This is a genomic window from Algibacillus agarilyticus (assembly GCF_003286125.1).
GTDB classification, from domain to species: domain Bacteria; phylum Pseudomonadota; class Gammaproteobacteria; order Enterobacterales; family Alteromonadaceae; genus Algibacillus; species Algibacillus agarilyticus.
On sequence record NZ_QMED01000005.1, the window covers coordinates 168053 to 191517 of the forward strand.

Annotated in this window: 14 protein-coding genes; 6 read left to right on the forward strand and 8 right to left on the reverse strand. The window is 39.6% G+C overall.

The window, feature by feature from the left end; translation table 11 throughout:
• Positions 1-325: 325 nt before the first annotated feature.
• Both DPX34_RS06385 and DPX34_RS06390 read right to left on the reverse strand, forming a co-directional pair.
• Positions 326-2041, reverse strand: a complete 1716-nt coding sequence (locus DPX34_RS06385) for a GMC oxidoreductase (protein WP_111977581.1) — start codon at positions 2039-2041, stop codon at positions 326-328.
• Positions 2042-2892: 851 nt separating this feature from the next.
• On the reverse strand, positions 2893-3750 hold the full coding sequence (locus DPX34_RS06390; protein WP_157964637.1) for a heparin lyase I family protein: 858 nt from the start codon (positions 3748-3750) through the stop codon (positions 2893-2895).
• 426 nt (positions 3751-4176) lie between these two features.
• On the opposite strand from DPX34_RS06390, the gene DPX34_RS06395 reads away from it, so the two are divergent.
• The 4 genes from DPX34_RS06395 to DPX34_RS06410 all read left to right on the forward strand — a co-directional run bounded on the left by DPX34_RS06395 (position 4177) and on the right by DPX34_RS06410 (position 9290).
• The gene (locus DPX34_RS06395) at positions 4177-4767 is read left to right on the forward strand and encodes a sigma-70 family RNA polymerase sigma factor (protein ID WP_232824676.1); all 591 of its coding nucleotides are present in this window, start codon (positions 4177-4179) and stop codon (positions 4765-4767) included.
• On the forward strand, positions 4754-6433 hold the full coding sequence (locus DPX34_RS06400; protein WP_111977584.1) for a LamG-like jellyroll fold domain-containing protein: 1680 nt from the start codon (positions 4754-4756) through the stop codon (positions 6431-6433). The genes DPX34_RS06395 and DPX34_RS06400 overlap by 14 nt, the downstream gene beginning before the upstream one ends.
• A gap of 234 nt (positions 6434-6667) precedes the next feature.
• Positions 6668-8164: a sulfatase gene (locus tag DPX34_RS06405; protein ID WP_232824677.1), complete on the forward strand. Its 1497-nt coding sequence runs from the start codon at positions 6668-6670 to the stop codon at positions 8162-8164.
• A gap of 247 nt (positions 8165-8411) precedes the next feature.
• Entirely contained in the window at positions 8412-9290 is an 879-nt protein-coding gene (locus tag DPX34_RS06410) for a DUF1961 family protein (RefSeq protein ID WP_111977585.1), read from the forward strand.
• Positions 9291-9814: 524 nt separating this feature from the next.
• Here DPX34_RS06410 and drt3b read toward each other — a convergent pair.
• From drt3b to DPX34_RS06430, 4 genes are all read right to left on the reverse strand, one after another.
• Positions 9815-11803 (reverse strand): antiviral reverse transcriptase Drt3b, encoded by a 1989-nt coding sequence (gene drt3b, locus DPX34_RS06415; protein ID WP_111977586.1) that lies wholly within the window; start codon positions 11801-11803, stop codon positions 9815-9817.
• A complete protein-coding gene (drt3a, locus tag DPX34_RS06420; RefSeq protein WP_111977587.1) occupies positions 11803-13038 on the reverse strand; it encodes an antiviral reverse transcriptase Drt3a in 1236 nt (411 codons plus the stop codon). The genes drt3b and drt3a overlap by 1 nt, the downstream gene beginning before the upstream one ends.
• A gap of 18 nt (positions 13039-13056) precedes the next feature.
• Positions 13057-13686, reverse strand: coding sequence for a hypothetical protein (locus tag DPX34_RS06425; RefSeq protein WP_111977588.1), 630 nt, complete (start codon positions 13684-13686; stop codon positions 13057-13059).
• Between the two features lie 1053 nt (positions 13687-14739).
• Entirely contained in the window at positions 14740-15828 is a 1089-nt protein-coding gene (locus DPX34_RS06430; protein WP_157964638.1) for a hypothetical protein, read from the reverse strand.
• A gap of 356 nt (positions 15829-16184) precedes the next feature.
• Here DPX34_RS06430 and DPX34_RS06440 point away from each other — a divergent pair, with 356 nt between their 5' ends.
• Positions 16185-19619 carry a glycosyl hydrolase gene (locus tag DPX34_RS06440; protein WP_111977591.1) on the forward strand — a complete coding sequence of 1145 codons (3435 nt, stop codon included), beginning with the start codon at positions 16185-16187 and terminating at the stop codon, positions 19617-19619.
• Between the two features lie 171 nt (positions 19620-19790).
• Positions 19791-21266: a thrombospondin type 3 repeat-containing protein gene (locus DPX34_RS06445; protein ID WP_111977592.1), complete on the forward strand. Its 1476-nt coding sequence runs from the start codon at positions 19791-19793 to the stop codon at positions 21264-21266.
• A 320-nt stretch (positions 21267-21586) separates the two neighbouring features.
• On the opposite strand, the gene DPX34_RS06450 is transcribed toward DPX34_RS06445, so the two are convergent.
• Positions 21587-21844, reverse strand: a complete 258-nt coding sequence (locus DPX34_RS06450; RefSeq protein ID WP_111977593.1) for a hypothetical protein — start codon at positions 21842-21844, stop codon at positions 21587-21589.
• A 378-nt stretch (positions 21845-22222) separates the two neighbouring features.
• Positions 22223-23431: a glycoside hydrolase family 88/105 protein gene (locus DPX34_RS06455; protein ID WP_111977594.1), complete on the reverse strand. Its 1209-nt coding sequence runs from the start codon at positions 23429-23431 to the stop codon at positions 22223-22225.
• Positions 23432-23465: the final 34 nt, after the last annotated feature.

Below are 23465 nucleotides of genomic sequence, written 5' to 3' on the forward strand. Positions count from 1 at the left end.
CTGACATTACCAACCGAACCACTCGCTGTATTTTTTTCACTTTCAGAATGGCCTGGGTTATTCGGTGTTTCAGGCAAAACATAAAGCTTCTATCTCTCTTTTATCCAAATTTGAAAAGAAGCTTTATAGTCTTCTCGCTCAGGTTTTATGGTTCATTGTCAGCGCTTACTCTCGACTTTGGCTCCTGCGTCGTTCTAACACCTAAATCCATTTAGGCGGCCCCAATCACATAGTAGAGCATATGCTCATAGCGTCTCGAAGCTTGCCTGCATGGATGCAGGTAAGGGCGAGAGCAGGACGCGGTAGCTTTGACTATATTAGAAAACTAAATTATATTTTTACGCAGCAATTTAGCAGCATAATCAACCGAACGAACGGTAATGGCCATATACGTTAAAGATGGGTTTTGAGTTGCGCAAGACGACATACAAGCACCATCAGTCACAAATAGGTTTGGCACATCATGCGCTTGCGCCCATTTATTAAGCACTGAAACTTTAGGGTCTTCACCCATACAAGCGCCCCCCATTTCGTGGATCCTATCGCCTATTTTTATATGTTCATTTTCTGGCGTTTCATTTAATTTAATATCAGTACAACCACCCGCTTTTAAAATAGCCTGAATATCGATACTGGCTTGTTTAATCATCTTGCGTTCGTTATCACGAATTTGAGCATCGATATGTAACAGCGGAATACCCCATTTATCTTTTTTTGTAGGGTGTAAGCTGGCGTAATTATCAAAATAAGGCAGCATTTCGCCATACATTAAGGTTCTAAAACGCCAAGGTCCGGGTTGTTTGCTTAAGTCTTTTACGGCGGCGCCTATGCCTTCTCTTTTAGCCGCAGTGCCAGTGTCGGTTCTATGTTGAGCCGTGGCTTGATAACCAAAACCCCGAACAAAATCAGCATCATCGGTTTTATCATGGCGGTAATTAGGTATATACGTAGCAATAGGCCGTCGACCATAAGCAAATTTATCATCTAAGCCTGGCACTTCGGCATTCGCGAGCACCCCAGTAAAATGGTCCATAATGTAATGACCCACTGCACCACTCGAATTCGCAATACCATTAGGAAACGATTTAGATTTAGAATTAAGTAATATTTGCACTGAACCCAACGCCGACGCACACAAAAAAACAACACGCGCTTGATATTCACGTTTCTCTTTTGTTTTAGCATCAATAATAGTAACGCCTTTAGCTTTACCGGTTGCCTCATCATAATCAACGCGAGTCACAATTGAATCGGTCACAATGGTTAAATTGCCGGTGCGCTTTGCCGCCGGTAATGTCGCCGATAACGAGCTAAAATAAGCACCAAAAGTACAACCGCGTTTGCAGTATGAACGTGCCTGACACTGTCCACGACCTAATGCTTGTTGCTCTTCAGTGGGCTCGGTTATATTAGCCGCGCGTCCAACAACTAAATGTCGATCGGTAAATACTTTTTTCAAATTGTCAGATATCACCTGCTCAGCCGCGCTCAGCTCCCAAGGTTTTTGAAATACACCGTCAGGCAAAACAGCTAAACCATCTTTATTGGCCGAAACCCCAACAAACGATTCAACATAATCATACCAAGGCGCTAAATCGTCATAACCGATTGGCCAAGGCACACCATGACCATCTTTTGCATTTGCTTCAAAATCTTTTTTGCCCCAACGCAAAGATTGCCGCCCCCACGTAATCGAACGACCACCAAGTTGGTAACCACGCACCCATTTAAAAGGGCGCTCTTTGGGGTATGAATAAGGGAACTCTTTATCGTCAGCAAAAAATTGCTTGGTCGCATTTTTAAAATAACCATAACCGCTCACCGCCGCATAACGGCCTTCTTCATCATAGACTTCTGAAACTTTGTTGCGGTTTTCAATATTCCATGGTGCCTGCATATCGGTATATTCAGAGCTTGGATGTTCTAAATTACGACCACGCTCAACCACTAAGGTTTTAAACCCTTTTTCACAAAATTCTTTTGCAGCCCAGCCGCCGGTTATACCAGAGCCGACAACAATAACATCGAATTTATTATTCATAGGTGATCCTTATTTAGCTATACGTGATCGTTTCAATACGATTTATCATTATTAAGTTAAACGTGATCAACAACGCCTCACGTTTGTTATTGGGTTAAATAAAGGTGAGTGAGTACTGTTAGTACTTAAGTTAGCAATACTTAACTCAACATTTTACGCCAATACAGATATGACCAATAATGATTACTTGTAATTGATTTGTCAATATTAAGATTTAATATGGTTAATTGAATGTTTACTTATTTTCATAAGGGTTGCTAAATAAAATAATACCGAGATAAAAAAAAGAAATAAAAGGCCATAAAATCAATAACAAATACGATGGGTCCACCTTAATCTTGACCTGAAGTGTTTTGATTGTATAAGTATTAATTTGTAAAGCGGTTTTAAAATTTAAATTAAAACCGAACAGCAAATGCAGAGCTAGAAAGTAAAATGAATTAGCTGGTTAAGATCGTGTAATTTTATCAATAGATCGATCAGGGAGATCACTCATAACCTTTTAATCACTCGTGCAGCGATTGAATAGAATTTAACACCAAGCTTATTTTACACCGTCGATTGCCATGAGTGTACGAATCACTACATGCATAGGTAACGTTTAATTAGACTCATCAATTTTCGACCTAATAAATTCATAAAGAAAGCATTATATAAACTCACAATTTATGCTCTAACCCACTGCATGACTCCAAAAACGGTATTGAACTGTTTTTCGCCAAATCCATAACCGAATTAAGATAATTCGGGCGAGTAAATATTATCTAGAGCTACTGGCGTTTTGGCTGCTAAGTTAAAGCTTGCTGCGGCCAGCATAGTGAGGTTTTCATAATATGTCCGAATTGGCTAATCTATTTTGCTTTGGCGGTTAACTGAGTGGGCAGCACAGAAGCTAAGGTGGTGCCAATTTTCATATCATGGTAATAAGTATTAATATGATATTTACACGATTTCTTGTTGTAGGCGCCCCACTTAGGGTAAACAAAGCGGCCATCATTGGTGCGATGAAAAACGGTTTTTTGATCGTCAGATAATTTCACTTGATACAACTTGCTCTTTAAATTATCTAGTTCTTGCTGAACACCGTTAAACCAAAACTGGACAATACCGCCGAAATCGTCTTTATTGACTTTGATGCGAATAACGAGTGAAACCCATTTATTTTGTGGTACAATTTTGCGCCACAATACCGTTCGACGTTTGTGATACCCCTTATTTTCAACATAATTAGGGCCCCAAGCATTTAGCGTTAAATCGCCATCATACTCCATGTTAACTGGATAATTTTGGTTATGCGGGCTGGCTGATTTCCATTGAAAAACCGTGGTTTCTTTATTTATTTTAGCGCCGTCAGCAGTATCTATTTTCCACTGCCAGCCAATGTAAATATCATCGCCTTCTTTTGGCGAATATGAATGTAGTTGGCCTTCTGTACGAGCAAATTCACCACGTTTTCTATTTTTAGGTTTGCTAATATTCCAAACCTTGCCTAACTTTTCATCCATTAAAACATTAACTCTGGATGGTGAAACGCCTTTCTCATCCCCTTTACTAACGCAATAATCTTTAGGGTAGTTACCGCTATCAAGTCTTTTAAAAAAGTCTGTTACCTGAGTGCTTTTATCTGGTTCTGCTGACCAGATAACTTGCGCTGAAAGCGGTGATATATTGGCGGTTACTATTAATAATAGTAAGAATTTTTTTTTCATTTTTGCTCTTCTCATTGTTATAGGGCGCTATTGACATAAGCAACGCTGAAAGGCTTAAAACATACAACGTCACTTACTAAGTCTTATTGTTATAACTATCGTTTGAGTTTATATAATCGAGTTGTCTTTATAAGAGTTAGCCTACTGATTACGTTATTGATACCCCTAAACGTATATTTTGTGGCTATGTTTACGTAAATTGTTACCACAATAGCAACCATAGCCTTACGTAGAAGTAGGAAGATCATCAGATCGACAACGTCGGCACCCAAGCCAATAGCTCAATAAAACAAAAATGGACTTACATTGATTGAACTTGTTTAACGGCTAATTAATAAGATAGTATCCCTAATCATATTTAAACAATACACGCGGTCTCCACTCAGTCGAGCCATCGTAAAAATGACGTGTTTGCAAGGACTTAGTTTGTCTCTACATCCCACAAATATAAACAATCAACTAGCTGAAGAGACACCTTCTGATCTTATTAACCCCGAGGGGTTTGAGCAATTATTTGAGGCCAATAAAAATAGACTTTACCGCTATATTTACGCCTCAGTTTGGGATTCCGCGGCAGCTGACGATATTTTTCAAGAAACCTGCCTAACCTTATGGAATGAGTTTTCAAAATATGAACCGGGCAGTGATTTTTCAAAGTGGGCAACTTGCATTGCTTTTAATCGTATTCGGGTATTTCGACGCACCCAAAATAAATATCAATTAGGGCTAGACGATGACTTATTACAAGAGTTTAGTAACAACCTCCCTGTAATTGAAGACAGCACCATTGCACAAGAGGTCAAATGGCGCCACTTAGATCATTGTTACACGTTGCTCCCCTCTTCGATGCAGGAAATATATCAACATTTTTACAATCAGAACCTAATGGCACAAGACATTGCCGATAAGACGGGCCGTTCTATTTATGCTATTCGTAAGGTTATCCACAAATTAAGAAAAAAATTATTTGATTGTGTAGAAAATAAATTAGCGGAGATGAAAAATGATCAGAAGTGAAAAGTACGCCGCTATACGAGAGATTGCTGACGCAATAGGAACAAAAACAGCAACACAAGAGCAAGAAAAGCAACTTGCTGAGTTACTAAGAGGTAACCTGGAGGCACAGCGTTTTTTTTACGATTACATGGGCATGCATATCGATTTACTCGCTCCTGCCGCTAGTAACTTCGAGTTTTCCTACAAACGAAAAATAGAAACCGCCGTTACAGAAGAGTTTACAGTGCGTCGCAAAGACACCTCTCAAACAATGAGTAACACAGATAATAATGAAGAAATAACACAAACTAGATTAAAAAATTCATCTGAGAAAAAACACGAACACGCCCAAAAAATACCGTTAATTGTCAAATATAAATTATGGCTGATACTAACCGCCGCAGTGTTATTGTTGCTGTTACTTTGGCAGCAGTTTAATCAAAGCTCTGCGCCTATTATTGCTAAAATAGAAAAAGGTCAACTATCCATTGTTGACCACGGTATGATCAACGGCAATCATTTATTTTCAGGGGTATACCAAACGATTCAAGCGTCCAGTCTATTACTTGTTGATGGCAGTACATTGCACCTAGCCGCTCATAGTCATATTAAATTTTTTAACAACCACGAAATGCGACTAACTCAAGGTAAACTGAGTGTTGCACCCGCATCAGATAATAATAATATTATTGTTCATGTCCCTAACTTTACCTTGAATTCAAATGGCGGCAAATTTTCTATAGATTTAACACAAGATAAGCCCGTCATTGACAGTGGTGAAAACACCTTGTTAATACCAAGACGCTGGCAACCAAAACACTTTTGGAGTTTTGATAGTCAAAGTGATCGCGTAATTGATTCAGTAGGTAGTGCCTCTGGCATACCCGCGGCAGGAGCCACTCGAACAACCGGTTTACTAGGTCGAGGCGGTTTTTATTTTAATAACCACTCTACTGATCGCATTGACCTAGGCAGTGGTGGCGGAACAGTGCCAGCTACGGGAACGTTTGCGGTATCTGATGGTGTGACCATTGAAGTCTTGATCCGGCCTGAATACTCCGGTGAACTTGGCGAAATAGATCAAATATTTAGTAAAGATACTGGCGATGAAAAACTGCGTATGGTACTCGGTTTCCAACATAACAGCACCAAAAAACACCTACAGCCAGATCTCGATGTTAATGAAAGTTTAGAGTTTGGTTTATATATATTAGGCCAAGGTTACAACCGTTTAAAACTGCCGCTTGATGGGCTAAATGGCCGACCAACATTAGCACAGCTTAAAGACGGTAACATGCACCATATAGTCGTATCTTATAGTGTAAATACAGGACTTAAAGCAATATATATTGATGGACAAATGCTTGCTTCTTATCAGTATCCTCTCGGTTCTAAAATGCTAACGGGCGGTCCAGGAAGTGCTACAATAGGTAACACTCAAGGTGCAAACCGGTGGAAATTAAAATCGTTTTCAGGGGTTATTGATGAGGTTGCATTCTACGACTTCGCTTTACCTGCCTTTATGGTGCAAGCGCACTGGATAAATGTACAACAAGATAAAAATTACTTTGGTTTTCAGCCGAGTGCCAAAACACTGCCCAAAATAATGAACTTGGTGCTACCAGCATATTCTTCTGTGGAGCTTGACCCCTTAACAGGCTTACCCTACCAAGTACTTAAACAATAACCGTATTCACTCATCTTACAGCCGTCAAACGACTTGTTAAATACATTGACGGCTGTTGCTACTATTCCAAATTAAATTAAAAAAACAGGGGTATCAATCCACTTTATTGGCGGCTTATTACATATAGAAGCACCATTTTTTGTCTAAAAATGACGTTTTTCTAAATTTAACGCTTTAATGTTTAAACTTTAAAAGCAGAGCAACGTCACTCTTATAATAAGCAGGAATAACCCAGTGAATGATATAAATAAATCTGTTAAAGCAGGCTTTTTAATACTGTTGATAGCCACGATGATCAGTGCATGTACGCTACTTGAAAGCAATATACAGCAAGAGACTGTTTATCAAGTGAATAAAACAGATAATGCCGAACCGCCAAGCCAAGCAAAAAAGCAAAATATTGTGATGATCATGGTTGATGATTTACGCCCGGTACTGGGTGTTTACGGCGACAAAAATGCCCATACTCCCAATATGGATGCCTTAGCCGCGCAAGGTGTTACCTTTACCCAAGCTTACGCCAATGTACCGGTTTGTGGTGCCTCTCGTGCCAGTATGCTTACGGGGATCCGCCCCACTAAAACCCGTTTCATTAATTATAAAGCGGTGGCAGAAAAAGATGCCCCTGGTGCAAAATCATTACCCCAAGTATTACGAGAGTCTGGTTATCACACCATGGCAATAGGTAAAATATTTCATACCGGTAGTGATTTAGCCGAAGAAAGTTGGAGTGAAAAAGTACAACATTCAGGGCTGCCACATGCCACTCGTTTAAACCCTAATTCAGAAAACCACCTGAAAACAAAGAAAAACAGTAAGCGTATTAATGGCCCTTGGTACGAAACGGCTGATGTCGCCGATGAAGCCTACCCTGACGGTAAAGTAAAAGAGAAAGCATTAACCGCATTAAGCAGACTTGCCAAGCAAGATCAACCTTTCTTTTTAGGCGTTGGTTTTATTCGCCCGCACTTACCGTTTTATGCGCCCAAAAAGTATTATGATTTACATCCAAAAGAGAAGTTTTCACCGTTCTTTCATCGGGAAAAACCAACTAATGCCCCAGAATCGCTTCGTGGATCAGGTGAAATTCATACCTATCATCATAAGGGGTATACTTTCAACAGTGACGCTTTTCATGTGTCGTCATTACAGGGCTATTATGCTTCGGTAAGTTATATTGACGCACTGGTTGGTGACGTAGTTGCTCAAATTGACCGCCTTGGCCTGCGCGAAAACACCACCATTATGCTGATCAGCGATCATGGTTTTAACTTGGGTGAGCATAACTTTTGGACGAAACACACCATGTTAGAAACCTCATTGCGTATTCCGATGATCGTCTCTGGACCAAATATAGCGAAAAACCAAAAAACCGATGCCTTGGTTGAGCTGCTTGATGTTTTTCCTACCATTACTGAAATCACCAACCTTAGCGCGCCAGCACAAATAGAGGGTGAGAGTTTTGTGAAGTCTTTAAAAGACCCTGCGCTTAAACATAAAAAACAAATCTATAGCCGCTTTAAAGCAGGAGACTCTATTGTTACCGATGACTTTATTTTCACGTCATACACAACAAAAGATAACCAAATAGAAGAAATGTTATATGACCATAAACAAGATCCACATGAAATCAATAATGTAGTGCACGAGCCAAGTTATCAAAGTCGCGCCGCTCAGTTACGTGCACAATTAGCTGCGTGCATGCAACAGCAAAATTGCGAGACGCATTAAGTAGGTTACGAGATATTTGTATTGTTGCTGTAATCATGCCTTGTATTACAGCGCTACCCGACGATGAAAATAATCTTTAATACAGAACGTCAAATGAATAAGAACAACAAACATTGTCAAAAGCCATACGACTGGCGATAACTTTTTGTTCGAATTTCAACTAGGTTTGTCATGAAACATTGCGACAAAACAGATCAGACCAAACAGCTCTTAAAAAACGTTTATAAAAATTTAAGTAAGGGATCACATGTTATTTATTAAAAAGACCACAGCGTTATTATTACTGTCAATAGTGGTAACACTCCTGACTGCTGGCTGTGCAACCAATTGCCCCAAAATAACAGCGACCACTAACTGCAATTCACAAGCGCAGCATGTAAACCATCAAAAAAACAGTGAAAACCCAGCCCAGCCAGACAGTGAGGGCTGGGTTTTACAGTTTGAAGATTTAGGAGAAGCACCGTGGCAAGACAATTGGTTTCTTGATGGCCGTTCAGCCAAAGTTACCAACACCCAAAAAGGCATTCAAATAATTGCCGGACCAGAGCCTAAAAATGATGCTCACCACGCGGTATTATGGACCAAACAACAGTTCTTCGGTGATATCAAAATTGAATACGATTTCACTAAAATAGATGATATGAAAACCATGGTGAATATATTATTCATTCAAGCGACTGGTATAGGGGGCGAGTTTGATCAAGACATTTCATTATGGAACCATCGTCGCCAAGTGCCGTCGATGAAGTTTTATTTTGAACGGATGAAATTGTTACACATTAGTTATGCTGCTTACAGACAAGTCAATGATGATCCTGACTATGACTACATCAGAGCACGCGCCTACCCTTTACACCCCACCAAAGGCTTTAAAGGGATGGAGGTGCCGCCGAGCTACTATCGCACTGGTTTATTCAAAAAAGACGTTACCTACACCATGGTCGTTGAAAAAACTAAAACCCAAATGACCTTATCAGTGAAAGAGAAAAATGCCCCAGATACATCATTAAAAGCATTCACCTGGCGACTACCAGAACGAGGACAAGTTGACTATGGCCGTATCGGATTAAGGCAAATGTATACCCGAAATTCGATTTATAATAATTTTCGTGTGTATACACGTTAATAATAAGATTTCACGCTTAACAAACAAAGTAGAGCCGATTGACCGTATTATTGATGCAGACTTTGGAGCAAAAGAAAAGCGCGTTCTACTGCGAAAGTCAGGCTTACTACTGGCGCCTGACTAAGGTTACATATTCAATTTAGTAACTAACTCATTTCGAGGCAAAAGTAAGTCAGCTAGTAACGCGCCAATGGACAGAAACGAGCTAGGACGAATGCGTGCTTTGTGCCAATAGTGGAAGCATACAGTCAAATTTTCAATATCGGTTTTCTGCTGATAAGCAGACGTTTAACCAACTCAAATTCTGCATATTTGGTAGGTCATCATAAGCAAAGTGCATCCAACTTTTAGAATGATATCGTTTAATGTCTCGCTTTGTCGCAACGCCGAGCTGGATTAATATAGTTAAGTGGACAGATGATTCACACCTTAGCGTGTGATCTGCGCCTGGCAGAAGCTGTCCGAAAACAACGATACAAAAATATATGCGATGTGAACCACCTGAGGTATTGAGTCTAAAGCATTTAGTAAGGGCTTCGCAATTCCTTTTTCATTAAAATTTGGGCCAAATTCTCTCGTTTCCATGTAAAGAACCATTCTTGGCTTTTGAGATAATCGAAAACGGTATCATCTGACGGTGGCTGTCTTAACTTAGACCAAATAATACTGAATAACGCCTGTTTAAATGTATCACCAAAAAACGGGTTAGAAAGGCTATCGAACATCATGCAAGTTAAGTCTGTACAACTCCGTATTTGCTCGCTATCACTGGCAGTGAATACTTCTAATATCTCGTTCTCTATAAACGAATTTATCTCACTGTGCTCAGCCTTATTTTCAATAAAGCTAGACAATACCATTAATTGAAAATAACCAAGTTGAGCGCCTTCCTTTTTTATTAACTTACTTTGCTCATCGCGCTCTAGATCAAATAGATCAATTAATTTAGATTCTGAAATAGGATAATCATCAAAATTTGTTCTTATAGACACCAAAAGGTTTAAAGTTTCAATTGAGTTGGCCTTACCTTTATCTTTCATCTTGGAAAGCAGCAACACTGACTCATCGTATATTTTCTTACGGACGTTATCTTTAAAAGATACATGAGTAACCTTTGTGATAGTGTTCAACCTAACAACTATTTGAGTAATAATGTAAGTTGTTCTGACTCTAATATCCATGCTGTAAATAAAAAATGAAATTTCTAAAACGAACAACAGTAATTTAAGTAGTTGCTCCGTATTATTTTCTACAAGCGACGATTTAACTCTTTCATCTTCAAGTATGCGATAAAGCTTTCGTCTTACCTCACCAAGTGTATAGCCACTTAAACTCTCATAACTCACGTCATTATCTTTAACGAGTCTTTTTAAGTTTTTTATAAATCGGTTTGCTTCCCTAGATGGATTGATAGGCTTGATAAAAGAAGCATCTTCTTTTTTCTCATGTTCTTCCGTTAATAGATTTTCAAAAGTCTTTGAAACTAAGTCTTTTGCATCCATTTTTGCAATAGTTAATCCAGTAATAAATGGCACTTCAACAAACTCAGTTTTTGATTCATTCACAAACAGTTTGAACTCTTCTAGTTCTCCTAAAACTACATCTAATATTTTCTTTGCTGTAGATTGATTTTTTGTATAAAGGAAATAATCGTCTACATAACGTCTAACTGTGTAGTCGCTGTCAAACCGAAGTTTTAGCTTGTTTTTCACGTTTTCGATAATATTAAGGTCGATACGCTGTAAAATAACTTCTGCAAATATCCTAGAAAATTCTGGGCCTATTATTATTCCACTGTTTTCATCTTCATTAGCTTGTAGCATCAATTGCTCAAACTGCGATTCCACTGAAAAATGTTGCGAGTATCGTTTGGCAAACTCTTTACCTTTTAAAGCCCAGCCAAAGCTAGGAACAAATATATTATGGAAGCATTTAGAGATATCAAACCGTGTTAAGTGTTCAAACTTTTTTTCTATTCTGTGTGATTCATAGGAATCATAATACTTATACAAGAAGTTGTATTTCTTATAGGTAAAGTAAGAGCTGGCAAACTTAGACTCCTTTTCAAAACCATCTCTTTCAACTTCAACGCCTTCGCGAGTTACTGGTTCAGAGCTATCTTCAAGTTCCTTTTCATAAAACCTTGAAGCAACCCTACTAGGCGCTCGCAAACTCACGGGGCTTCTAGAGCAAAGCTCGGTGATTAATGAGTCATAATCTCTGTATAAATTCGAAATCTTAATTTGAACCGCAGGATGTGGAACTGACAAAAGTCTTTTACTCTTTGAGTTCTTATGAATTCTATAGTTGTATGGTTTCGTGTACTTCTCATAGTCAAAGAACAGTTTAATAAAGCCTGAGATAGATGGGGCTACTGAACTAAAAGGAGATTCTTGCCCTTTGAGGTAGTGGTAAACACCTTCATTTAAAAAGTTGATCGGAACTTCATAAGGCAAAGTATCAGTGATTATTACGCGAAAGTGATCATGTTTATCAACCTTAGCTTTACCCATTACCAACACCTCTTTATTTTTTTATTCAAGTCGTTGGAAAAACTGTTCATCACTCGGTTATTAAAGCCAAATTGAAATGATATTGCTTCTATTTGTCTAAGCCTAATGTCACTGGCAGTGCCACCATGATTTTTTATTAACTGCATAGCAGAATAAGCAGGCTCTTTACTTGAATTGATAAACTTCTGATAAAAAGCATCCAGTTCTTTCAACTGAGAATGGTCATTTATTAGTGGGTAGTTATAGTAAATACCTGACTTTAATTTTGTTTTTTCTATATCACCGATAATATATTGATTAGCACTTAAAAACTTTAATCTAGCTAACAATAGCTTATACCTTCTATCTTTTGAGTACGCTCGACAAGTCCTACGAACTCGTTCTTTAATCTTGTTGATCTTATTCTTACTTATTAATACTTTAACTTTTCTTCTGTTTTTAAATTTCCTTGGGCAATTCTCAATTTGCAACTTATAGCCAAGGTAGTCGATTTCTGTCACATTTCCTCGACTCGAATCATTTAGCGTAGTGTAAATACTTTTATCAGTGTTTAGCGAAAGCTCTTTTGCAGAAGCCTTTAGCCTTTCCTTCATAATAGATTCAAGCTGGGCTTGTTCACCTGAGTAAAACACTATGATGTCGTCAACATACCTAGCATAGAAGTAAACTTTGCTATCAAGCTTGATTTGCTTATCAAAATGACGAATCCTAATTTCTGATAGTGTAGAACTAAGTGACATTCCTCTAGGTAGCCCTTGAATTCCTTGGCTAGCAAGCTGTATATCCCATTGTTTCAGTGCCATTCTGTTTTGGTGTGATAGCAGCCATTCTTCTGTGATGAATTTAACAATGGACGTTCGATCTAATGATTCATAAAAGTCTTTAATATCAAGACGAGCGATGGTAACAGGCTGAGAGTCTTTGGCTAAAGCTATTGTCTGTTTGACTATGGCATGTCGATCAGATGGTCTAACTTTAAAAAGTCGGCGAATATTGTCATTTAGTTTTTTAGCGACTAGTTCATCGGCAGCACTCGCAAATGCCCAACCAACTTTACCCTTAAATGATTTTTTTGCGAACCGAGAAAATTGGTACTCGCCTGCACTTAATTTTCCTTCAATTTGCTCATAGGTATTAGCAACAAAATTACTATATTCAGTACCTGGTTGAAATTTTTTCCATGTATTAATACCCAAAAGCTTAATCGCTTTTTTAGAAATTGATTGATCCAGCATGTAAAAGTCCTTTTCTTTCTATGGTTGTTGCTCGTCCTTTGAAACCACCAAAGCTAAATAGTTATAATAAACAGCTTCTTCCATATGGTTTTTAAAAACTTGAGAGCGTTTTAAAAATTGGTAGGCGCTGAAAGCTATTAAAACATTAATAGAAATATTGATAGCATCGCATTTAAAAACAAACCAATTAGCTATAAATATCAGCGCTAGCAACACGCTCATACTTCGGTAAAAACCAAATCTAGCCAAAAAGATATCATGATTTGAGTTTTGAAATTTTAGCTCTACAACTGCTTTACAATACCTATATAGGTTAGCTGAATTGATTTCATCATCTGGAAGGTGTCTTTTGATAGTATTAACTAAGAATTCTTTATTTCTTATTTCTCTTGGCTTAAACCAGGCAAATTTTTCGATATGTTTAGCTAACCAGTTTGCAATAGGCTCAATAAACATACCGACTAATAAAAATACTATTGGAACCACAATCACTAGGCTCCCAGAAAAATCTTTTAAATCTTTTGCCCAACTTGGAAAAAGAATACCCAAGCCATAAAATATATAGAATATAGCTGCGAGAGATACAAAACATCCTACGGTCAAGTAGGTTCCGATATCCCAAAATGATAATTTTCCCTTTTCAAACATAATTAATTAGTCTCTTAGTTTTATTATTTGCACCAATTGAAGAGGCAGTGTGATTTGACCACTAAAGTTATGGAGTTAATCATAACAAGATTAGGCCACGAAATAACAAAGAAAACTAGAATAAAATTTATTGTTTAATATGGCTGCTTTTATTCTTAAGCCGGCATTCAATTCAATATTGTTTAGATCTGCTCTTCGCTCACAGCTGCCCTTAGAGTATTTACGTTAACTCATAATGGGGCAAAAGTGACTTAGAGGCGAACGTCCGAAAATGGCACAGATAAGTCATTAAAGTGAATGAGTGAAATGTATACTTTCGGATCTTAGCTGACCTAATCCACGGCGAGATTAGGTTAAACTCAAAAGTGAAAAAGCGTCAGATAGACATGAGCTTCTACCTTTTCAAATGTTACCGTTTAAAACTATCTATCGATTTTTATTAATAGATTCATCGACAAGCTTTAACAGCAATGATATTTCAGCCCGGCCAGACCATGAACCTAGCGTGTAAGACAAACCCATCCCCCCAATTATATAGTCTTCTCGCTCAGGTTTTATGGTTCATTGTCAGCGCTTACTCGCCCCAATCACATAATAGAGCATATGCTCATGGGGTCTCGAAGCTTGACGGCTTCCCCTAAAACCCGATCGCTTTGACTATAAGCAGCTCGGGTTCATCATCATAAAATACAAAAAAGCTTAACAGGCTTAATAGCGATGTTAAAACAATAATCCATCTCATAACCGGCCATGCTGTGTGTTGTCGCTTTAGCCACTCATACATTTTTTTGTCTTTATCATTCAATTCCATTTTAAATAACCTCTGGTTTTATGGTTAGTTACTTTTAATCGTGCCCAATATACCTTTATTTAATTGAGCCTTATTGGTGGCTACCTGCAATGTTACGGCTGTGATTTGTCTTCGAACACGGTATTTTTCAAGGTAGTTGTCACCTATCGTTGTCAATCAGTGACGAGCATTAATCACCATGTAAGCTATTTAGTTAATCGAGCGACTAAAAGCTTACATAGACCCTGTATTAACCAGTAGTATTACTTCACACTTGCGCCTGTCACTAAAACTAAAATGTCATCAACCACCTCAGTTTCACCCACGTAAATACCCCACCGGAAACCAATTTCAAGGGTGCGTTGCCACTGACCGGTACCCACTGATTCACCATCAATCCACATTTCATAATCTAAACCGTTATCACGTACTTTCATATCAAACGGTTGGCCGATAACATTATCGCGGAGTTTTTTTCTGTTTTTGTAAATTCCTTCACGCGGATAAAACCATAAGCTACCGTCTCCGTGAACACGTAACATAACGGACCAATGATCAACATTATTACCTTTCGCCTGAAAAATAGAACAATAGTGCCCTTTGACTGGCAGCGCCGAGCAGCCCTTGGCTTTTAATACCGTAAAACGGGCACTAAACTCTCGCCATATGCCTGGTTCTGGAAACCAGCGTTGCTTAGAACTTGATATTTCAACTCGAGCAGCGAGTGGGCGGCTGTTACTAACATTTTCTTCATTTTTAAATAAACGGAAAATTTGCGTATTACCAGATTCTTGGTACCAACGACTCCAGCGTTCAAATTTACTTTGCCCTATTGCAGGGTTCCCTACTGTATGCAATGAATACTTGTTTTCAACACTATTTATTGGCCGACTTCCATACTCCCCCGTTTCGATTAACGCATGATTGATTGAAATAATTGAACCTAATACGCCTTTGTAAGTAAATGTGTATAGGGGAAGCAAAGCATCGGTTGCCAGTACTTCTTCCCATGTAAGATCAGTGCCTTCTTGTTTGTATAACCAAGTGGTATCAGGATCTGGTTGAGCATCCACTGGTGTATCGGGCTGAGTATCAACTGGTGTATCGGGCTGAGCATCCACTGGTGTATCGGGCTGAGTATCAACTGGTGTATCTGGCTGAGTATCAACTGGTGTATCTGGCTGAGTATCAACTGGTTTATCTGGCTGAGTATTCACTGGGGTGTCTGGCTGAGTATTCACTGGGGTGTTTGCAAGGGGCTTTTCCTGCTCACTGCCACCGTTTGACTTATCGCCACAGGCGCTAAGCGCCAAAACGAGCATAGGGATTGTAAAAATTGTAATGTATTTCATCTTTTTTCCTGAGGATTTATATCGCATTTTCTTATTTTGGTTTTATTATTTAGGCTTACGATATGAATAGCCTTACGGGTACACCAATTGATACCCTTCGCGTTAAAGAAAACTCAACAGCTGCCGCAGATAGCTAAAAAACCCTAATAATTAGCTTAAAAATTAGAAAGAACCTTTACCCCTTCCGTATTAAATGACCACCCAAGAATCCTCATGCTATTTAGTGGCACGAGACTATAAAAATTATTTTTTTATAAACACTTTTTTTGTAACACGACAGGGGGGTATCAATTTCATCGCTTTCTGCCTATTCAATATATACCCATTGAATACGCTTGCTATACGGAAAACACTTTATGCATATTGTCCCCAAACTCATTAGCTCTATGTGCTTGCTTAGCCTGTCAGCCTTATATGGTTGCGCAGACAAAACGGCCGATTTTACGCCACCTGTAACTTCAACACCGTTTGATTCAAATGCCGCTGCCCTGCTGCAACAGAATTTTGTAACCCCCACGAATGAGGCTAAGCCACTAACTTGGTATCATGTGATGAACAGTAATATGTCAAAAGCAGGTATCACTAAAGACTTTGAGGCGATGGCCGAAGCCGGTATTGGTGGGGTGCTCTATTTCAACCTTGGCCGAAATATTCCCAAAGGAAAGGTGTTATTTAATACCCCAAATCATATCGACATGATCGGTCACATGGCAACAGAAGCCAAACGCCTGGGTTTAAGCTTTGGTATTCACAACTGCGATGGTTGGTCGTCAAGTGGTGGCCCGTGGATCACGCCAGAGCATGGCATGAAACAAGTCACTTGGAATGAAAAGGTTGTTACCAGTAATGGCGGTGACGTCAAGGTGCAATTAGCCCAGCCAATGACGATGTTAGATTATTATCAAGACATTGCCGTACTCGCTTACCCATCACTAGAAACCGAACTCGTTGATGCCTCATTAACACCCGTGATCACCGCCTCAGATCCCAACTTTGATACCCGCGTGGTTTCAAATGTCGAGGTCATGAAAAAATCATCGATTAAGTCAAAAAACAAACAACCGGTTTGGTTGCAATTTGCTTACGACAAGCCCGTCACTATTCGTTTTGCCAGCATGGATATTAGCTTCGGTAAAAAAATAAAATACGAATTGCAGTATTCAAATGACGGCAAAAACTTTAAAAAGCATGTCGACTTGAAAGTGAATCGTCCGGGCCGAGTTCGTTGGGCGCTCGATGGTGCGTTTGAAGGTGTAACTGCAAAATACTTTAGAATTGTTGCCAATAAAACCCTCAACATTTTTGAAGCGAGCTTATCGTCAACACCAAGAATGGGAAATTTTTTAGGCCGAACCCTAGCAACACGTACCGATTATGGTCACTTACCTAAAATTGGCAAGCCTGCCAAACAACATATCATCGATCCTAAAAAAATCATTAATTTAACCGGCAAGCTCTCTGCTGATGGTCAGTTACAAACACAATTACCTGCCGGTAATTGGACCATAATGCGCTTTGGTTACACCGCTAAAGGCACGACTAATGTACCGCCAACTGCCGAAGGTCGCGGTTTAGAAGTCGATAAATTTAGCCGAGCTGCATTTAAGGCGCATTACGACGCTTACGTAACCAATGTTATCAACAAGGTAAAAGACGTTGCCCCAGGGGTGATGCAATATTTAGAAATTGATAGTTATGAAGTGGGCGGCCAAAACTGGACTCAAGACTACGAACAAGCCTTTAAAGAGCAACATAGTTATGATCTTGTCCCCTTTTTACCGCTATTTGCCGGTAAATTTGTTGACTCAGCCGCTACCGCTGAAGCGGTATCATGGGATATTCGTGAGCTAAGTAACAAGTTAATCACTGAAAACTATTATCAATACTTTACCGAATTAGCTAACGCTGACGGCATGAAAACTTACAATGAACCTTATGGTATTGGCCCCTTTAATGATTTAGATGCCGGCGGTAAAGTGGACATTCCAATGGGAGAATTCTGGTTAAAACGTAATATTTATATGTTAGCGTCAGCGACTTCTGCCGGCCATATTTACAATAAAAACATTATTTCTGCCGAAGCTTTTACCGCGACCAAAGATCACAATTGGCGCTTCAACCCTGCTGATGCCAAGTATGACGGTGATTTTAGCTGGGCACTCGGTATTAACCAATTTGTATTCCATCGTTTTGTCCATCAAGCAAACACCCATGTGGTACCGGGCATGACGATGGAATATTGGGGTGCGCACGTTGACGCGACTCAACCTTGGTTTAAAACTGCAGGTAAAGCATGGTTCAACTACCTTAGCCGTGGCCAATATATGTTACGCCAAGGTCAACCCGTTGCTGATTTACTTTGGTATGTGGGCGACTCTGCGCCAACAGAATGTCCAGATCGTCGTCGTATCAAAAAGAAACTACCGACCTACATCAATTACGATTGTTTAAACCGTGACGTATTACAAAACAAGTTGTTTTATAAAAATGGTCGCTACCAGCTTGATCACGGTGTTCAATACAAGGCGTTAAAACTGACCAATCACGACACTCTATACATTGATTCAGTGAGAAAAATCTACCAATTCGCCCAGCAAGGCGGCGTGATTATTGGTAAACCAATTAAACAACTTGCGGGTCGCGATGTGACCAAAGCGCAACAGCAAGAATTTAAAAAAATGGTCGATTACATTTGGGCGCAGCCGACTACTTATTTATCAGTTACAACCACAGCTGATTGGCACAAACTTTATGAAAAGCAGCAGCTAAACTTTGATTTACGCATTAAAAATATTGATCAGCTATTTTACACCCATAGAAAAACAGCCAGTCAAGATATTTACTTTGTCTATAACCAAAACAAAGAACGCCGTTTATTTGATGCGACCTTTGAAGTCACAGGAAAAATCCCTGAACTATGGGATGCTAATACGGGAACAATTAAAAAACTCGCTACCTTTAAAGTGGGCAAAAATACCACAGACGTTACCTTTCGGTTAGACCCAGAAGAGTCGGTTTTTATTGTCTTTCAGCGCTCATCAAGCAACATGAAAGTAGTCGACCCGCAAGTGGTGCGCGATCAAGATGTTGAAGTGATTTATGATGAAAACAATCATCTTAAATTGTTAGCTCAAGCGAGCGACAAGGTGAATATTGTTATCGATGGTGAAAAACAAAACATCAAGGTAAAAGATATGCCGGCACCACAAACGCTAACCGGCAGCTGGCAGGTATCATTCAAAAAGCAATACGGATTAGATAAAACCGTGACTTTTAACAAGCTGATCAATTTTAAAGATCATGCCGACTCTGAGGTTCGCGCGTACTCAGGCATTAGCAGCTACCAGAAAAGCTTCACTGTATCACCCGAGTTATTAGCCAGCGACCAAAAAATCATCCTAGATTTAGGGCAACTCAGTGATACTGCGCAAGTCTTTATTAATGGTGTTGATGCAGGCGTTACTTGGATTGCTCCTTTTACCTTAGATGTGACTAACTACTTACATACGGGTAAAAACAGCATTCGAATTGACGTGGCCAGCTCATGGATTAACCGCCTGATCACCGATGAAGCTTACCCCGACCATTCACAGTTTTGGCGTGAAAACGGCAAGCCAGTGGGCACCATGCCAAGCTGGTATACCGACAATAAACCACTACCTAAAAGTGGCCAAAAAGGTGAGCGCATGACATTCACTTCATATAAGTTCGTGAGCAAAGATGATCCGTTAGAGAATTCGGGATTATTAGGGCCGTTAACGTTGCAAGCCATCAAAAAAATAAAGCTTTAATTCGCTGCAACCTGAATGTGAATGTGAGCACGGTAAAGTGCCGTCGATGGTTAATCGCCATAAACGGCACTTTATGTACAAGTCCGTAAACAATAATACAGCCAACATAATCATTAAAATTAGGGTGGTTCTGCTGCGGTTAACCTACAAAAAATACAAATAAGGAATAAAATGAAAACGACAATAATAAAATCATTTAGAATTGTAACCTTTACACTGCTCTCGGGGATAATAATTTCGTGCGGTAGCGATTCTACTGAAGCCCCAATTGATAACGATATCGATAAAGACGGTATTGTAAATACTATTGATACTTGTCCAAACACACCGACTAACGATTCGCCTGATCAGCAAGGCTGTGGTTTAAGCCAGCTTGATAGCGATAATGATGGCTCGTCAAATGCCATTGATATATGCCCCAATACCCCTAACAACGACTCGCCAAATAATCAAGGCTGCGGCTTAAGCCAGCTTGATAGCGATAATGATGGCTCGTCGAATGCCATTGATATGTGCACCGACACCCCAAACAACGATTCGCCAAATGCCGATGGTTGTGGCCTAAGTCAATTAGATACCGATAACGATGGTTTAAACGATAAAGATGATCAGTGTGCAGATACTCCCGCTGGCACCGTGGTAGATAGTGTCGGTTGTAAATTCATCGACACCGACCAAGACACTGTCAGTGATGCGTTAGATTTGTGTCAAAATACCCAAGACGGTAAAACCGTCGACAGCAACGGTTGTGCAAGTTACCAGCGAGATACCGATTCAGACTCCGTTAATGATGAAACTGATCAATGTCCGGCAACGCCGATAACAGAAATGGCTGATGCCACCGGTTGTGGTCCATCACAAAAAGATACCGATAAAGATGGCGTGCTTGATGTTGTTGACTTGTGTTTATACACCCCAGTGAATGATCCGGTAGATTTTCAAGGTTGCGGTCCTTTCATTGAAAGTGACGGTGTGGTTGTGGTCGAAATGGAGTCGTTTAATTTACAAAATACACAATGGCAAGTCATTGAAGATACTAGCGCCATGAATAATAAAGCAATCGAATGGCTGGGTGAAGATTCTTTTACTGAAGCGAATAAAGGCGTGATTGAAGTGTCGGTAAATATTACAAAAACCGGCACTTATTATTTCGATTGGGCCAATAAAATTGGCACAGGTACATCAGCAACAGAGCACAATGATACCTGGGTAAAAGTAGAATCAGCAACGTTCTATAATCGAGTTGAACATGCAGAACAAGGTACGCTTATTGCTTGCCCGCATGGCTTGTCGAGCGCTGAAAATAACTGCGTGGTATCTCCTGCAACTGTTACAGAAACGGCCAAAGGTGTAGAGCATGTAGACATAGTTCATAAAACGCACGGGGGTAATAATAAACAGGGTTACTTTAAGGCATACCGCAGAGGCACTCCGCTTGATACCTACAAATGGGACACCAGAACATATGACTTTAACCCACGTGCCATATATGCCGATTTCGACGCCCCAGGTATTTACAAGATATTCGTAGCAGGGCGATCTAAACATCACGTTATTGATAGGCTAAAACTAACTCACACGGACTTAGCACAAAGCACTGCACAACAAGCACCTGAATCAGAACGTGTCGGCGAACAAGCCCCTTAAACCCTTAATTACGTTAACTACACCAACGATAATTAAGTTTAAGCTGAATCCTATGCAAGCCTAGATCCCAATCTAGGTTTTTCCGTTTTTATTGCCGCTCCCTTTCTATCGATTACGGCAACGTTATCGATCTAAAAATCGGAACAACAACATGAGGTATAAGCAACATCCAACATAAAAGTAAATATCTACGTGAAAAGCCGTGATTTAAATTTGTAATAAAACACTCACACAATACGATTTTACTCAGCTAGCGACAAAATTATAATGAGTGAGGTTAGCAAGCACCTGATGACGGGTTTATTTATATATATTAAAGGCTATCGGTCTTTATTAATAGATTCATCTACAAGCTTTAACAGCAATGATATTTCAGCACGACCAGACCATGAACCTAGCGTGTAAGACAAACCCATCCCTCCAATTATAAGCAGCTCGGGTTCATCATCATAAAATACAAAAAAGCTTAACAGGCTTAATAGCGATGTTAAAACAATAATCCATCTCATAACCGGCCATGCTGTGTGTTGTCGCTTTAGCCACTCATACATTTTTTTGTCTTTATCATTCAATTCCATTTTAAATAACCTCTGGTTTTATGGTTAGTTACTTTTAATCGTGCCCAATATACCTTTATTTAATTGAGCCTTATTGGTGGCCAACTGCAATGTTACGGCTGTGTTTATCTATGTAGGCGTATTAATATTAGGAGTCATAATGAGGGTCATATTAGGGGCAATACTGAGAGTAATGTTGAGAGTAATGTTGAGAGTAATGGTGGCTTACGTTTAGCTAAGCACACCCTACTGTATTTTATGCAACCAAGTTTACTTTTTAAATTGTCTGCCTTACTCAACCTAGAGAATAAACTCAGGCTGTTCACTCACTGAATAAACAGCTTAGTGAGTGAACATTCGGCATTAATATAGTCTTCTCGCTTTGACGTTAATAAGTGATTATTTTTGCCATTTACTCATTTCAGCCGCGGCCAGTAATACCGCGCCTACGCCGTAAAATTGTGTATCGTCTTTTTTAACTGGGTCGGGTGATTTACCCACTTGCTGTACCCAATTAACCCGGCCATTTTTTTGTACTGCATTTTCAATCGCCGCCCAACCTTTAAGCACAACGTCTTTAGTTTTAGCATCAGTTAAGATCCCATTATTAACCCCCCAAGCTAAACCCGATACAATAAAACCCGTGCCGCTGATTTCAGGCGTTTTTACTTTATTTGGATCACGTAGCGAAGCAGGCCAATAACCGGCAGGTGTTTGAAGACCAATGAGCCCAGCTGCGTTTTTCTTATATAACTCGATGTATTTAGATCGAGAAGGATGATCTTTTGGCAGATCATCAATGATTAATGGCAAGGCTGCAAATACCCAGCCATTTCCCCGGCTCCAAAAGACCGGCTCGCCGTTGTCACTTTTTTTATCAAAATAATGGCTGTCTCTAAAAAATAAACCGTATTTTTCTGAGAATAAATAATCAACGGTTGCCCAAAACTCTTTATCTGCAAATTCAAAATATTTAGGGTCACCCGTTACATTAGATAGTTTTAACCAAGTCCGTGGTGCCATAAATAAAGCGTCAGACCAACACCAGCGATCTTGACATGCCCCTTCAAACCCACGCACACGCGGGTTACTTTCAACCATTTCTAAACTGATATCTCGATGATCCGCTAAAATAAAATCAAATAATTTTTGTATTTTAGCGTAGGCTTTGTGATCGCCTGTTTGCTCGGTTAACCAAAGGTAGGTTTGGCCAATTGCATGGTCATCAGCATGCTTAACACGGCGTTCTAACAAAGAATAATCTACGCTCTTAGCCATTTTTTCAATTTCAGCGACTAAGCTTTTATCGCCTTGTGTTTCAGCCCAACGGGCTAACCCAATATAAAAAGCCGCTTGGATCCACCCGCGAGGCTCTGAAGAACCTTTCCAATAGCGTTTAGCTAAATAATCAACATTATCTAAATGATTAAGTTGCCATTGCGCCACTCGCTGCCCAACATCAAGCGCCGAAGCCTTAACCGATGCGCTAGTCATGGTTTGTTTTTCAGTTTGCTGCGTTATTTGTTGATCTAGAGACGTTTGCTGACAACTGACAAGCGTTGACACGCCACAAACGAGCGCAAAAATAACAGATATATTTTTATTCATTTTATTATCCTTTGATCATACCCAACTCAATTTT

What these genes read in the sequence shown, in the direction of transcription:
- DPX34_RS06455 (WP_111977594.1), bottom strand. Translation starts at nt 23,431, where the DNA reads ATGAATAAAAATATATCTGTTATTTTTGCGCTCGTTTGTGGCGTGTCA.
- DPX34_RS06425 (WP_111977588.1), bottom strand. Translation starts at nt 13,686, where the DNA reads ATGTTTGAAAAGGGAAAATTATCATTTTGGGATATCGGAACCTACTTG.
- drt3a (WP_111977587.1), bottom strand. Translation starts at nt 13,038, where the DNA reads ATGCTGGATCAATCAATTTCTAAAAAAGCGATTAAGCTTTTGGGTATT.
- DPX34_RS06440 (WP_111977591.1), top strand. Translation starts at nt 16,185, where the DNA reads ATGCATATTGTCCCCAAACTCATTAGCTCTATGTGCTTGCTTAGCCTG.
- DPX34_RS06450 (WP_111977593.1), bottom strand. Translation starts at nt 21,844, where the DNA reads ATGGAATTGAATGATAAAGACAAAAAAATGTATGAGTGGCTAAAGCGA.
- DPX34_RS06385 (WP_111977581.1), bottom strand. Translation starts at nt 2,041, where the DNA reads ATGAATAATAAATTCGATGTTATTGTTGTCGGCTCTGGTATAACCGGC.
- DPX34_RS06400 (WP_111977584.1), top strand. Translation starts at nt 4,754, where the DNA reads ATGATCAGAAGTGAAAAGTACGCCGCTATACGAGAGATTGCTGACGCA.
- DPX34_RS06445 (WP_111977592.1), top strand. Translation starts at nt 19,791, where the DNA reads ATGAAAACGACAATAATAAAATCATTTAGAATTGTAACCTTTACACTG.
- DPX34_RS06390 (WP_157964637.1), bottom strand. Translation starts at nt 3,750, where the DNA reads ATGAAAAAAAAATTCTTACTATTATTAATAGTAACCGCCAATATATCA.
- drt3b (WP_111977586.1), bottom strand. Translation starts at nt 11,803, where the DNA reads ATGGGTAAAGCTAAGGTTGATAAACATGATCACTTTCGCGTAATAATC.
- DPX34_RS06430 (WP_157964638.1), bottom strand. Translation starts at nt 15,828, where the DNA reads ATGAAATACATTACAATTTTTACAATCCCTATGCTCGTTTTGGCGCTT.
- DPX34_RS06410 (WP_111977585.1), top strand. Translation starts at nt 8,412, where the DNA reads ATGTTATTTATTAAAAAGACCACAGCGTTATTATTACTGTCAATAGTG.